This window comes from Actinoallomurus sp. CA-142502 (assembly GCF_050936355.1).
GTDB classification, from domain to species: domain Bacteria; phylum Actinomycetota; class Actinomycetes; order Streptosporangiales; family Streptosporangiaceae; genus Actinoallomurus; species Actinoallomurus iriomotensis.
In genome coordinates this window covers 2,241,082-2,253,927 of the sequence record NZ_JBNJMY010000001.1, presented here as the reverse complement: position 1 = coordinate 2,253,927, position 12,846 = coordinate 2,241,082, and the positions used below count along the sequence as shown (strand labels likewise).

Below are 12,846 nucleotides of genomic sequence, written 5' to 3'. Positions count from 1 at the left end.
CCGGTCAGGTCTCCGCCACGCGCGGGCCCTCGTCGGCGACGCGGCGGGCCACCGGGGCCATCCACACGTAGTACAGGGCCGAGGCGACGATCAGGCCGATGATCCAGGAGATGTCGGCGCCGCCGAGGTGCTTCACGAACGGCCCGGTGAAGAACGTCGAACTGACGAACGGGACCTCGACCAGGACGCCGATCACGTACGCGCCGATGGTGCGCCAGTTGAACCCGCCGTACACGCCGTCGGGCCGGAAGATCGCGTCGATGTCGTACCGCTCCTTGCGGACGAAGTAGAAGTCGATCAGGTTGATCGCCGTCCACGGGATGAGGAAGTACGCCAGGAACAGGATGAAGTTCTCGAAGTTGTGCAGGAAGTCCGCGCTCGCGGCCAGCGCGACGACCGTGCCCACGACGGCGGCGAGCAGCACGAAGACCAGCCGCACGCCGGCGTTCATCCGCATCGGGCGCAGCGCGGTCAGCGTGGTGGTCGCCGACATGAACATGCCGTAGAGGTTCAGCACGTTCACCGCGACGATGCCGAGCACGATGATCAGTGAGAACGCCCAGTGCGGCTCGGCGAGGCCGACGACGAACGACACGGAGCCGCCCTCGAAAGACTTGGCCGCCACCGCGGCGCAGACGCTGCCGAACGCCATCATCCAGACGGTGCCGAGCACGCTCCCGCCGTAGGTCCACCAGAACGCCGCCCGGACCGACGTGTCCTCCGGCAGGTAACGGGAGTAGTCGGCGACGTACGGCGCGTAGGTGATCTGCCAGGTCGCGGCGATCGCCACCACGAGCAGGAACGTGCCCGCGCCGACGTGCCCGGAGTGCCAGACCCGGCCCACGTGGTGCCCGGTCAGCAGGTGGTACGTCAGGTAGAGGAAGCCCACCGCGGCGATGAGGCTGACCCACTGCTCGTACTGGTGGATCAGCCGGTACCCGTAGGCGGCGAGCACCGTGCACACCGCCGACACGACGATCGTGGCGGGCGTCCGGCCGATCCCCCACCAGTCGGCCAGCGCCGCGCCGCCCAGCACCGCGCTGGTGGCGAAGAAGCCGACGTACATGAGGACGACGAGCAGCAGCGGCAGGATCGCCCCGTAGAACCCGAACTGCGCGCGGCTCTGGATCATCTGCGGGATGCCGAGCTTCGGGCCCTGGGCGGAGTGAAGGGCCATGAAGATCGCGCCGAGCAGGTTGCCGACGACCAGGGCGACGAGCGCCCAGGGCAGCGGGAGCCCGAGCACCACGCCGAGCGCTCCCGTCACCGCGGTGGTGACCTGCATGTTCGCGCCGAACCACACGGTGAACAGCCTCCACACCGACCCGTGCCGCTCTTCGGGCGGCACGAAGTCGATCGACCGCTGCTCGACCCCGAGGGCCGCACCCTGTCCGGCACTCTGGGTACCGCCGCCGACCTGCTGTTTCGTCATGCGCGCACTCTCACGCTCGCATCGGGCGTCCCGCAAGAGTCGTTCCCGGCGAAATGTCTGAGATGCGAGACAACGGCGTTCCGCTCACACCTCGCGCCGGTGGAAGGCGTCCAGGAGGTGCAGTTCCTCCTCGGAGAGGCGCAGCACGCCCGCGGCCACGTTGGCGGCCAGATGCTCGCGGTCGCCGGTGCCGGGGATGACCAGCACGTGCGGTCCGCGGTGCAGCGCCCACGCCACCCGCACCTGCGCCGCGCTCACCCCGTGCGCCCGCGCGACGGCGAGCACCTCGTCGGCGTCGGTCCCGCGCACGCCCGCCTGCCCTCCAGTGCCGGCGATCGCGTAGAACGGCACGAAGGCGACGCCCTGCTCTTCGCAGACGCGAACGAACTCGTCCTGTTCGGGGCGCACGCCGACGCCGTACATGTTCTGCACGCAGACCACCGGCGCGATGGCCCGGGCCTCGGCGAGGTGGTGCGGCCGGACGTTCGACAGGCCCAGGTGGCGGATGAGCCCGGCCTCCCGGAGCTCTGCCAGTGCGCCGAAGCGCTCGGCGATCGAGCCGGTCCCGAGGATGCGCAGGTTGACCAGGTCGAGGTGGTCGCGGCCGAGCTGGCGCAGGTTCTCCTCGACCTGGCCGCGCAGCCGCGCGGGGCCGGCGTGGGGCAGCCAGGCGCCCGAAGGGTCGCGGCCCGGCCCCACCTTGGTGGCGATCACCAGGTCGTCCGGGTAGGGGGCCAGCGCCCGGTTGATCAGCTCGTTGGCGGAGCGCAGCGAGGAGAAGTAGAACGCGGCGGTGTCGATGTGGTTCACCCCGAGTTCGACGGCGCGGCGCAGGACCCCGATCGCCTCATCGCGGTCGCGGGGCGCGGCGTCGGCCGCGAACGCCTCTCCGGTCTGGGGCAGCCGCATCGCGCCGAATCCGATCCGGTTGACCCGCAGGTCGCCGAGGGTCCAGGTCCCCGCGGCCGCCGCGGGCGTCGTCTCTGAAGTCATGCCGGGATGATGCGCACGAGGTAGCCTGCCGGGCAATTGATTGCAGAATGCGTGAATCTCGGGGTGGACGGTGCTCGCTGAGCTGGCTTTTTCGGTGAGTGATCTGGTGGAGATGCGGTTCGCCCGCTCGCCGATGTGGGAGGTCGGGCCGAGCAACCGGCTGCTGCGGTCCGGATCCGCGCACCACGTGCACCGGACCTGGGCCGAGCAGGTACGGCCGCGGCTGGCGAGCGCGGGCCTGGACCGGGGATGGCTCGCCGAGCTGATCCCGCCGCGCGGGTACGTTCCCGACTTCATCAACCCGGCGCCGGCCGGGCCGACCCCCACCCTGGCGGACGAGCTAGCCCGGATCCAGACCGCTCCGGCCGCCCGCGTACGCGACGACCTGGACCGGCTGGGGCGCGAGCAAGGCCGTCTCGGTCCCCGGCTGAGCCGGCTGTACGCCGACCCGCCGGCCCAGCTGCCCCGGGTCGCCGAGGAGATCGAGGCCTACTGGGAGCTGGCGCTGGCCCCGTACTGGTCCCGGATCCGTTCGGTGCTCGACGCGGACGTCTTCCACCGCGCCCGCCAGGTCGCCGAGCACGGCGCGGGTCACCTCCTGGCCCATCTGCACCCCTCGGTGAGCTGGACAGAAGACGCGCTGCGGCTGGCCCGCCGGCAGCGGCCCCTGTCCCGGACCGCGGCGGGCCCGGGGCTGCTGCTGATCCCGTCGGTCTTCACCGGACCCGACCTGTTCACCCGCGTGGCGCCGCCGGATCCGCCGCAGCTGGCCTATCCCGCGCGCGGCACCGGCACGCTGTGGCGGCCGCGGCCCGTGACCGGGACCGCCGCTCTCGCCGCCGTACTCGGCCGGTCGCGGACCCTCCTGCTGACGGAGCTGGAGGCCCCGGCCTCCACGACGGAGCTCGCCCGGCGTACGGGCCTGTCGCCCGCCGGGGTCTCCCGGTGCCTCACGGCACTGCGCGACGCGGGCCTGGTCAGCGCCCACCGCGCCGGGCACTCGGTGCTGTACGCCCGCACCGCCGCCGCCGAGTCCCTCCTGGCGGCGCCCGGCGAGCAGTGAGCCGCCGCCCGAAAGTGTCGGTGGCCGGGCGTACGGTGCGCGGCATGACGACATGGGCGGATTTCGAGGCGAAGGCACCGGAGCTCGCGGCGCTGGGCGAGGCCCGGTTCCGGGCCGGCGGGCTGGCGCTCGTCGGCACGTTGCGGGCGAACGGCTGGCCGCGCATCACCCCGGTCGAGCCCAGGTTCGTCGACGGCGAGTTGCAGCTCGGCATGATGTGGCAGTCGCTGAAGGCCCTTGACCTGCTCCGCGACCCGCGGTGCACCGTGCACAGCGCCACCTCCGACAAGGACGGCACCGAGGGCGACTTCAAGCTGTACGGCACGGCCGAGCACGTGACCGACCCCGCACGCCGCGAGCGGCACTGCCAGGTGACGGAGCAGGAGATCGGCTGGCGGCCGGCCGACGACGAGTTCCACGTCTTCTCGATCCACGTGGAAGAGGTCGCGTACGCCCTCTTCGGCGGCGATGAGGACGACCCGAAGATCTATTCCTGGCGTCCGGGGGGCGATCTTCGACGGCTGCACGTACGGTCCTGATAGGACTGAGGTGAGCGTCCGGCCGACCGGGTCACCCGGCCCGCGTGCAGGGGGCCGGACGCGTACCAACCGCGATCCCAGGAGGTTGCCATGGTCGGCAGGCCGCCCCTTCCGCACGACTTTCTCCCCCCGGTCGAGTCCTTCTCGGTGACCAGCGACGACGTCGCGGACGGCGAGCGTCTGTCCAACGCCCAGGTCTTCAACGACTGGGGCTTCAGCGGCGACAACATCTCGCCGCACCTGAGCTGGTCGGGTTTCCCGGCCGAGACCAAGAGCTTCGCCGTCACCTGCTTCGACCCCGACGCGCCGACGGGCAGCGGCTTCTGGCACTGGGTCCTGTTCGACATCCCGGCGTCGGTGACCGAGCTCCCGGCCGGCGCGGGCGGCGGCGACTTCAAGGGCCTGCCGCAGGGCGCCGTGCACGCGCGCAACGACTACGGCAACAAGGAGTTCGGCGGCGCGGCTCCGCCTCCGGGCGCCCCGCACCGCTACGTCTTCACGGTGCACGCCCTGGACACCGAGTCCCTGGGGCTCCCCGCCGACACCGCCCCGGCGGTGGTGGGCTTCAACATCACCGCCCACAGCCTGGCCCGCGCCCAGGTCGTCCCGGAGTACGAGAGCTGACCCACGGGCGGTGTGGGCGGGCGCGCCCACACCGCCGTACAAGCCCGGACGGGCTCTGTCGGAGGGCACCGGCCCCGGAAAGGTTTCCGGGGCCGTACCTGTTCGGCACGGCCCCGAAACCAAGCCCCGGCGGCGCACCCCCCGGGACCCATGTGACCCGCCGACCGGGTCCCCAGCCCCGTTGGTCACCTCCGGACCCCCGGAGACGCCGGCCGTCGTCACATCTGGACCTGGGCCGCCGTTCACACACCGGCCCAGGCCATCTCATGATGGACGGCGGCGCCATCGTTCCGCTTCGCTTCCGCTATCGGTCGGGGCTCCCGATCCGATGCCGCGTGCGGTGAGACCGGTCAGATCGACGGACCGGTCGCTGCCACATCGTGTGCGCTGGTGTCTCCACCTGGGACGATCCCCTCGAACGGGAACCGCTCGGCGCCGAACGCCGGCCTGAGGTCCGTCAGCCACTTGGCCGCGGGATCGTACTTGGCGAAGAACGGCTTGTTGACGAACTCCGGGTCGCGGCACTGGATGAAGTGCAGCAGGAACAGCTTCTCTCCGCCGACCTCGACGATGCCGTCGACGCAGACCTTGCCCGGAGTGGCGGACATGGACGGGCCACGGACCGTACGGCAGAGGCCGGAGACGTTCTTGTAGGCGTCACGGAACACCTCGTAGGCGCGCTCGAGCGTCACCGCGAAGTAGTCCTGCGGGCCCGTGTCCCGTTCGATGAACATGTAGTACGGCACCATGCCCATCCGGAGCTGGCGCCGCCACATGCTCTCCCAGAGCTCGGGCGAGTCGTTGATCGTACGGATCAGTGGCGCCTGCGTGCGGATGACGGCCCCGGTGTCGCGGATCCGGCGGACCGCCTCGGAGACCATCGCCGGCTCCAGCTCCCGCGGGTGCGTGAAGTGGGCCATGAACGCCAGGTTCTTGCCGGCGTTGCTCACCTGCTCGAACAGGCGGAGCGTGTCGTCGGCGTCGGGGTCGGTCACCCAGCGCTGCGGCCAGTACGCCAGGGCCTTGGTGCCGATGCGGATCGACTCGATCTGCTCGACCTCGAGAAGAGGCTCGATGTAGCGGCGCAGCACCGGCTCGCCCATGATCATCGGGTCGCCGCCGGTGAACAGGATGCTGGTGACCTCTGGGTGGCTCCCCAGGTACCGCTTGAGCCGGTCGATGTCGTCGGCCGCCATCTTCAGGTCCGGCTCGCCGACGAACTGGGCCCAGCGGAAGCAGTACGTGCAGTACGCGTGACACGTCTGGCCCTGCTTGGGGAAGAACAGCACCGTCTCGTTGTACTTGTGCTGCACACCCGGCATCGGCTCTTCGTTGAAGCTCGGGATGTTGAGCTGCAGCTGGCCCGCGGGATGGGGGTTGAGCTTCATCCGCACCTGGTGGGCCAGCGCGTCGATCTCCGCCTTGGGCGCGTCCCGCCGGATGAGGTCGGACAACCGCGTGACGTCCTCGGCGGGGAGCATGTCCTCTTGGGGGAAGACGAGCCGATAGATCGGATCGTCCGGTGCAGCGGACCAGTCGATCAGCTCGTCGAGGACGTAGCTGTTGGTGCGGAACGGCAGAACCGTCGCGACCGCCCTGGTGCCCAGGCGCTGCTCGGCGGTCAACCCGGCGCGGGCGGTGAGCTCATCCAGGTGTTTCGCCGTGTAGGCGCGGAATCGGCGGCCGGTGGTTCGCACAGCGGCCGGCGCCGCGTCATTGACCAAGGTCACGTGTTGTTACTCCTTTGGCATCGAGGGAAAGCGTGCGATGCGCCACATCCGCCCAGGTGGGCGTGCGGGCGCTCGCCGGCAGGTTGTTTCATCTCCTTCGAAATCGATCGACTACGGCGCCGCAGGTCGCAACGCCGCCACGCTCCCCGCCCCATTGAACCCTGAATCTCCCGTTTCTTACGAATCTGGTACCCGTACAGGTGCTTATCGATACGCGAACACAGGGGCCACTGAATCTCTCAACGTCACAATCGACTCAAAAGTGTCAGCTCGACACGCACTGCCGGGCTCGATCCGGGTCAGCGGTCTGCGACATACTGTGTAACCCCAGTCCCGCTACGCCACGAAAGTCACTGTGCTCCCGCTCCGACACCACCGCCCCACGGGGGGCGACCGTGGGTAGACACCGCAAGAGGCAACGCCGGCACCGCCGCCGGGCGAGGATCGCGCTGGTCGCGGCCGGTCTGCTGATCCCGCTGACCGGTGGCGCCGTGGTGTTCGCGGCCACCGACGACTCCGGCACGACCGCGGCCCAGGCGCCGAGGACGAGCGACGGAGCGGTCCGCCGGGCGTACACCCACGGCTCATCGCACCCGCGCTCGACCGCCGGGGCATCGTCCACGCCGACGCCCGCCCGCACGCCGGCCGCGTCGGCGGCGCCGTCCCCGCCCGCGGGGCCGCGGATCGGTTTCGCCCCGTACGCCGACGTGCTGTCCTGGCCGCCGCCGGACCTGTCCAAGACCCACGCGAAGGCCTACACGATGGGGTTCGTCTCGGCCGGCGGCGGATGTTCGGCCGCCTGGGGCGGGCTGTCGGCGGTCGACGCCGCGTTCGCGGTGCACCGGATCAAGGACGTTCCGGGGAAGGTCATCCTGTCCTTCGGCGGTCCGCACGGCACCGAGCTCGCACAGAGCTGCGAGAGCGTGGACGCCCTGGTCAAGCAGTACCGCAAGGCGATGGACGCCACCGACCCGGCGGGGCTCGACTTCTACCTCACCGACGGCACGCTGTCCGACACCCTGTCCGTGCAGCGCCGCGTGCAGGCGCTCGCCCGGATCCAGCGCGACGACCTGCCGCTGTCGATCACGCTCCCGCTGCACCGGTCCGGACTGTCGGCGACCGCGCTCTCCGCGCTGCGCTCGGCCGTCGCGGGCGGCGTGCGCGTCTCGGTCGTCAACCTCGTCCCGGCGGACGGCGCGGGCCAGTCGATCACCGCCTCCGCCACCGCCGCCCACGGCCAGCTGGCGCGGCTCTACCACCTGGGCGACGCGCAGACGTGGCAGCGCATGGGCGTGACGCCGATCATCGGCGTCGCGGGCGTGGACGCGCAGTTCCGGCCGGCCGACGCCGGGCAGCTGTTCGCCTGGGCCACCGACCACGCCCTCGGGCGACTCTCGATGTGGACGGTCACCCGCGACAACCCGTGCACCGCCGACACGAGCGTCTCCCGCGACACGTGCAGCGGCCTGGACGAGGACGCCGGGGTCTTCACCAAGATCTTCGAAGGCTTCTGACACCCGGACCGGGCGGTCCTTGACCCCCGGATGGCGGGCGGCAGGGAGTCCGCTGGTTCTACCCGCGTCTGGGCAGGTCACAGGGCTGGCCGGTCGTTCGGCTCCGGTCCTGAGTCCTTATGCTTGGACTCTGGGCGGGGGGAGCCTAAGCCGTGACTGTGAGCTCGTACGGGGGTTCACGCGAGCCGGGCATGGTGCCGGTGTTCGCGTGGCTGCTTGCCGCCATCGCCGGGATCACATACGCGTCGTGGGTTCTGCAGTTCCTCCTCAACCCCGGGCTCGACCCGGTCAACGGCTACGTCAGTGAGCTGTCCGCCAGCGACCAGCCCTACCACTTCCTGTTCTCCGCCGGTGACTTCGTCTCCGGCCTGCTGACGATCATCGTGGTGGCGGCCGTGCTGCGGGCGGTGCGGCCCCGCGGCTATGCCATGGCCGGCTGGCTGGCGCTGTTCCTGTTCGGCGTCTTCTCGATCGCCGACTCGCTGTTCGCGATGGACTGCGCGCCCAACTCCGACACGACGTGCGCGCTGCGGGAGCGGGCCGGGAAGGTCTCCTTCGCCCACCAGTTCCACAGCGTGACCAGCGTGTGCGTCGTGACGGCCGGCATCGTCAGCCTCGTCGCCCTCACCATCGCCTCCCGCCGTCACCGCCGCTGGCCCGTGATCGCCCGCTGGAGCTGGCTGTTGCTGGTCGTGGAGACCGTGACGGCCGTGGCCACGCTGCCGCTGATGTACTTCGGCGTCCTCCTCGGCGTGATCGAGCGGGTACAGGTCGCGATGATCTCGGTCTGGCTGTTCGTGATCGCCGCCCAGCTCCACGCCGACCGCCGCCGCGCCCCCGTTCCCGCACCGACGGCTCGGGACCGGCCGCCGGGTGGCGCCGCCCCCGTACGCGAGAGGCCGGAGTCCGCCCGGCGGCCCGTACGCGGGCGCCGTCACCGGCCCGACGACGGCGCCTGGGAGAGGACCGCGCGCACGTGAACGGACCGCTGCCCGGCGAGCTCCTCCTGGTCGGCGACGACCGCCTGCACGTGGTCGAGGAGGGCACCGGTACGCCGCCCGTGCTGCTGACCTCCGGGCTCGGCGGCGCCTGGTTCGACTGGAACCCGGTCGCCGAGCTGCTGCGCGAACGGCACCGCGTCATCACCTTCGACCGTCCCGGTCTGGGCGGCAGCCCGCCGGCCGGTCACCGGCCGGCCGGGCTGTGCGCCGAGGCGGACCGTCTCGCCGGGCTCGCCCGCCGTACCGGTGAGGCGGTGATCGTGGTGGCGCACTCGCTCGCGGGCTTCCACGCGGAGGCGTTCGCACGCCGGTACCCCGAGCTGGTCGAGGGCCTGGTGCTGGTCGACCCGAGCGTCGAGCAGGACAGGCCGCCGCACGCGTGGCGGCTCAGCCGGCTCGCGCCCGCCGCCGGGCTCGCCGGGCGCGCGATCGGCATGACCGGCCTGGCCCGGTTCGCCGGCCCGCTCATCCGCGGTGTGGTCATGCGGCGGATCACCGAACGCGGCGACGTCGCGCCGCCGGAGTTCTCCCGCGCCGTCTACGGGCGGGCGCACGTGCTCGGCACGCTCCTCGCCGAGAACGCCGCGTACCGCCAGCTCGCCGCCGACCTGCTCACGCTCCGCGAGGCGGCCCCGTTCCCCGAGGTCCCGCTGTGTGTGATCACGGCGCTCGGCGACGTACGCGGGGACGGCCGCGAGTGGCGGCGGGCCCACGCCGACATCGCCGCGCTCAGCCCGTACGGGCGGCAGATCATCCTCCCCCGCACCGGGCATCTGGTGCAGATCGACCGGCCCGAGGTCATCGCCGAGGCGGTGGACCGGCTGTGAAGGGACTTCTGGCGTTCGCGGTGGCCCTCCTGCTGGTCCTTCTCGCCCTCGCGAGCTGCACCGATCCGGCGCGGAAGGTCTCGGAGAGCTCGCTGCGCAACGCCACCGCCCGCGGCGCGACGGAGGAGATGCACGGCCTGGGCTACGAGATCAAGAAGGGCATGCGCTGCCGGACGCTGTCGGCCGACACGATGTCCGTCGTGCGGGTGCAGTGCGTGGGACGCACGACGCGAGACGAGCCCGTACGGGTGGACGCGGTCGCCTCCGACGCCGCGTCCGCGCACCCCCGCCAGGAGTTCGTGATCAAGGTCGGCGGCCGGGAGGTCGTCCGTACCCCGTGCCTCGGCCAGGGCTGCCAGGACCGTGACCGGTGAACCGGCGCGCCGGGGGGCACGATAACTTTCGCGCATGCAGCGCCGAGCCACCGGACCCAGCCGCATGACAGAGACGGCCGGGATCCTGGGCGGCACCGACAGCGAGCGCATCGTGGTGGACGCGATGGGCGGTGACCACGCGCCCGGCGAAGTGGTGGCGGGCACGATCATCGCCGCGCGTGAGCACGGCGTACGGCCCATCCTCGTCGGCCAGGCCGCCCGAATCCGGCAGATCCTCGCCGCGCACGACGCGCTCGGGGAGATCCCGATCGTCAACGCCGAGGACGTCGTCGCGATGGACGAGGGCGCGCTGGCGGGCCTGCGGCGGCCGCGGTCGTCGGTGGCGGTGGCCTGCCGGCTGATCCGGCGGGGGTACGCGTCCGCGCTGGTGTCGGCCGGGTCGACCGGCGGCGTCGTCGCGACGTCCCGGCTGCGGCTGCGCGGCCAGCCCGGCGTGGCCCGTCCCGCGATCGCCGTGGTCCTGCCGACCCGGCCGCGGCCGACCGTGTTCCTCGACGCCGGCGCCACCGCCGACGCCAAACCCGAGATGCTCGTGCAGTTCGCCATGCTCGGCACGGCGTACGCCCGGGTCCGGCTGGGCGTCGAGGCGCCGCGCGTCGGGCTCCTGACCATCGGCGAGGAGGCGGGCAAGGGCGACAAGCTGACCCGGCGGGCGTACGAGCTGCTCGCCGGTGACGTGGAGGGCGTGGACTTCGCCGGGAACGTCGAGGGCTCCGACCTGCTGACCGGCAAGGTGGACGTCGTGGTGACCGACGGGTTCACCGGCAACGTCGCGCTCAAGACGATCGAGGGCGCCGTACGCCTCGCCGTCGCGGAGATGCGGCAGGCCCTCACCGCCAGCCGCACCGCGAAGCTCGGCGCGCTGCTGCAACGGCGGCGCCTGCGGCACCTGCGGCACCGCCTGGACTCCGAGACGTACGGCGGCGGGGTGCTGCTGGGGCTGAACGGCACGGTCGTGATCGCGCACGGGTCCTCGCACGCCCCCGGCGTGGCGGCGGCGTGCGTGCTCGCCCACGATCTGGCCCAGAGCCGCATCGTGGAGCAGATCGGCGAGCGCATCGCCGCGAACCGCCCGCACCGGCTGCCCCGCCGGGAGGAATCCCGCTGACCCGCCGCCGCTCCTCGTGGTTAACTCACCGGTAACCACCGGGAGGTCTTTGATGGAGCGGTCGTACGACGTGGTGCTGATGGGCGGAACCGGGTTCACCGGAGGGCTCACCGCCGACTACCTGGCCTCGCATCTACCGGCGGACGCCCGGTGGGCGCTGGCCGGACGGAACCTGTCGCGGCTGGAGGCGCTGCGCGACCGGCTCGGCGTGGACGTGCCGCTGCTGCGGGCCGACGCGACCGACCCGGACTCCCTGCGCGAACTCGCCGCCTCGTCGCGCGTCGTCCTCAGCACGGTCGGCCCGTACCTCGATCACGGCGAGCCGCTCGTCGCCGCCTGCGCCGAGGCCGGCACCGACTACGCCGACCTGACCGGCGAGCCGGAGTTCGTCGACCAGATGTACCTGAAGTACCACGCCCGGGCGACGGAGACGGGCGCGCGGCTCGTGCACTGCGCCGGGTTCGACTCGATCCCGCACGACCTGGGCGTCTACTTCACGGTCCGGCAGCTTCCGGCGGGCGTGCCGCTGCGCGTGAGCGGCTACGTGCGGGTGAACGGCAGGATCTCCGGCGGCACGTACCAGTCGGTGATCACCGTGGCGTCGCGCGCCCGGCAGATGGCCGAGGCCCACCGGCGGCGCCTCCGGGCCGAGCCGGCACAGGAGGCGCGCCGGGTACGCGCCCTGCCGGGCCGTCCGCACCACAACGCCGGCCTGGGCGCGTGGGCCATGCCGTTGCCCACGATCGACCCCGATGTCGTACGGCGCTCCGCGGCGGCCCTGGATTCGTACGGCCCGGACTTCTCCTACAGCCACTTCGTCGCGCTGAAGCGGCTGCCGAGCGCGGCGGCCCTGATGGCGGGTGCCGCGGGCCTGCTGACCGCGGCCCGGATCCCCCCGGTGCGTGAGTGGCTGCGGGGCCGCCTGAGTTCCGGCGAGGGCCCGTCGGAGGCCCGGCGGGCGAAGAGCTGGTTCGACGTCCACTTCGCGGGCGAAGGCGGCGGGCGGAAGGTCGTCACGCGGGTACGGGGCGGCGACCCGGGCTACGGGGAGACCGCGAAGATGCTCGCCGAGACCGGCATGGCACTGGCCTACGACGACCTGCCGAAGACCGCGGGCCAGGTCACGACGGCCGAGGCGATGGGCGACGCCCTGCTCGACCGCCTCCAGAAGGCGGGCATCACCTTCACCGTCGTGGGCCGCCGCGAATAGTTCTGTCGGGAGGGTCCGCGTACAGTCCGTAGCCACCCGGAAGCTGTACGTGAAACGGGAGATGATGGAGCCGTGACCATCGCACACGCGCCGCACGCGGCCCTTGAGTCGGAGCGAGCGACGCGCTGCTGGTCACCGCGGTCGTTTCGCCGTCCAGCCGGTACGACGACTACGAGACGAAACGAAAGTCCTGCGCGGTCAACGGCGTCCCGCTCTATCTGATCATCGACCCGGACACCCCGTCGCTGACGCTGTTCTCTCAGCCGGGTGACGGCGGCTATCTCCAGGCGACACCGATCCCGGTCGGCGGCGCGCTGTCCCTCCCCGCGCCTTTCGAGATCACCCTCGACACGACGACGATGCCGAGGCGAAAACACTAGGCGTCTCCGGCCATCCGGAACGCAGGCCAC

13 protein-coding genes are annotated in these 12,846 nt (G+C 71.9%); 10 read left to right on the top strand and 3 right to left on the bottom strand.

From position 1 onward, the window contains the following. Positions 1–4: 4 nt before the first annotated feature. Positions 5–1,432: a purine-cytosine permease family protein gene (locus tag ACQEV1_RS11020; RefSeq protein ID WP_433393464.1), complete on the bottom strand. Its 1,428-nt coding sequence runs from the start codon at positions 1,430–1,432 to the stop codon at positions 5–7. A gap of 84 nt (positions 1,433–1,516) precedes the next feature. Then, entirely contained in the window at positions 1,517–2,425 is a 909-nt protein-coding gene (locus tag ACQEV1_RS11015; RefSeq protein ID WP_433393462.1) for an oxidoreductase, read from the bottom strand. A gap of 94 nt (positions 2,426–2,519) precedes the next feature. On the opposite strand from ACQEV1_RS11015, the gene ACQEV1_RS11010 reads away from it, so the two are divergent. From ACQEV1_RS11010 to ACQEV1_RS11000, 3 genes are all read left to right on the top strand, one after another. Next, entirely contained in the window at positions 2,520–3,488 is a 969-nt protein-coding gene (locus ACQEV1_RS11010) for a DUF5937 family protein (protein ID WP_433393460.1), read from the top strand. Between the two features lie 44 nt (positions 3,489–3,532). Further along, complete coding sequence (locus tag ACQEV1_RS11005) at positions 3,533–4,027, top strand: pyridoxamine 5'-phosphate oxidase family protein (RefSeq protein ID WP_433393458.1); 495 nt, start codon at positions 3,533–3,535, stop codon at positions 4,025–4,027. Between the two features lie 90 nt (positions 4,028–4,117). Then, positions 4,118–4,651: a YbhB/YbcL family Raf kinase inhibitor-like protein gene (locus tag ACQEV1_RS11000; RefSeq protein ID WP_285620268.1), complete on the top strand. Its 534-nt coding sequence runs from the start codon at positions 4,118–4,120 to the stop codon at positions 4,649–4,651. 350 nt (positions 4,652–5,001) lie between these two features. Here ACQEV1_RS11000 and ACQEV1_RS10995 read toward each other — a convergent pair whose 3' ends face one another. Continuing rightward, entirely contained in the window at positions 5,002–6,381 is a 1,380-nt protein-coding gene (locus ACQEV1_RS10995) for a KamA family radical SAM protein (RefSeq protein WP_433393456.1), read from the bottom strand. Between the two features lie 395 nt (positions 6,382–6,776). Here ACQEV1_RS10995 and ACQEV1_RS10990 point away from each other — a divergent pair, with 395 nt between their 5' ends. From ACQEV1_RS10990 to ACQEV1_RS10960, 7 genes are all read left to right on the top strand, one after another. Next, positions 6,777–7,895, top strand: a complete 1,119-nt coding sequence (locus ACQEV1_RS10990) for a hypothetical protein (RefSeq protein WP_433393454.1) — start codon at positions 6,777–6,779, stop codon at positions 7,893–7,895. Positions 7,896–8,047: 152 nt separating this feature from the next. Next, positions 8,048–8,875: a DUF998 domain-containing protein gene (locus tag ACQEV1_RS10985; protein WP_433393452.1), complete on the top strand. Its 828-nt coding sequence runs from the start codon at positions 8,048–8,050 to the stop codon at positions 8,873–8,875. Further along, positions 8,872–9,723, top strand: a complete 852-nt coding sequence (locus tag ACQEV1_RS10980) for an alpha/beta fold hydrolase (protein WP_433393450.1) — start codon at positions 8,872–8,874, stop codon at positions 9,721–9,723. The genes ACQEV1_RS10985 and ACQEV1_RS10980 overlap by 4 nt, the downstream gene beginning before the upstream one ends. Beyond that, positions 9,720–10,097, top strand: coding sequence for a hypothetical protein (locus ACQEV1_RS10975; protein WP_285568600.1), 378 nt, complete (start codon positions 9,720–9,722; stop codon positions 10,095–10,097). Before ACQEV1_RS10980 ends, ACQEV1_RS10975 begins: the two co-directional genes overlap by 4 nt. Positions 10,098–10,161: 64 nt before the next feature. Then, entirely contained in the window at positions 10,162–11,226 is a 1,065-nt protein-coding gene (plsX, locus tag ACQEV1_RS10970; protein ID WP_433393448.1) for a phosphate acyltransferase PlsX, read from the top strand. Positions 11,227–11,278: 52 nt separating this feature from the next. Beyond that, a complete protein-coding gene (locus tag ACQEV1_RS10965; protein ID WP_433393446.1) occupies positions 11,279–12,436 on the top strand; it encodes a saccharopine dehydrogenase family protein in 1,158 nt (385 codons plus the stop codon). Positions 12,437–12,561: 125 nt separating this feature from the next. Then, the gene (locus ACQEV1_RS10960) at positions 12,562–12,816 is read left to right on the top strand and encodes a Uma2 family endonuclease (protein WP_433405877.1); all 255 of its coding nucleotides are present in this window, start codon (positions 12,562–12,564) and stop codon (positions 12,814–12,816) included. Positions 12,817–12,846: the final 30 nt, after the last annotated feature.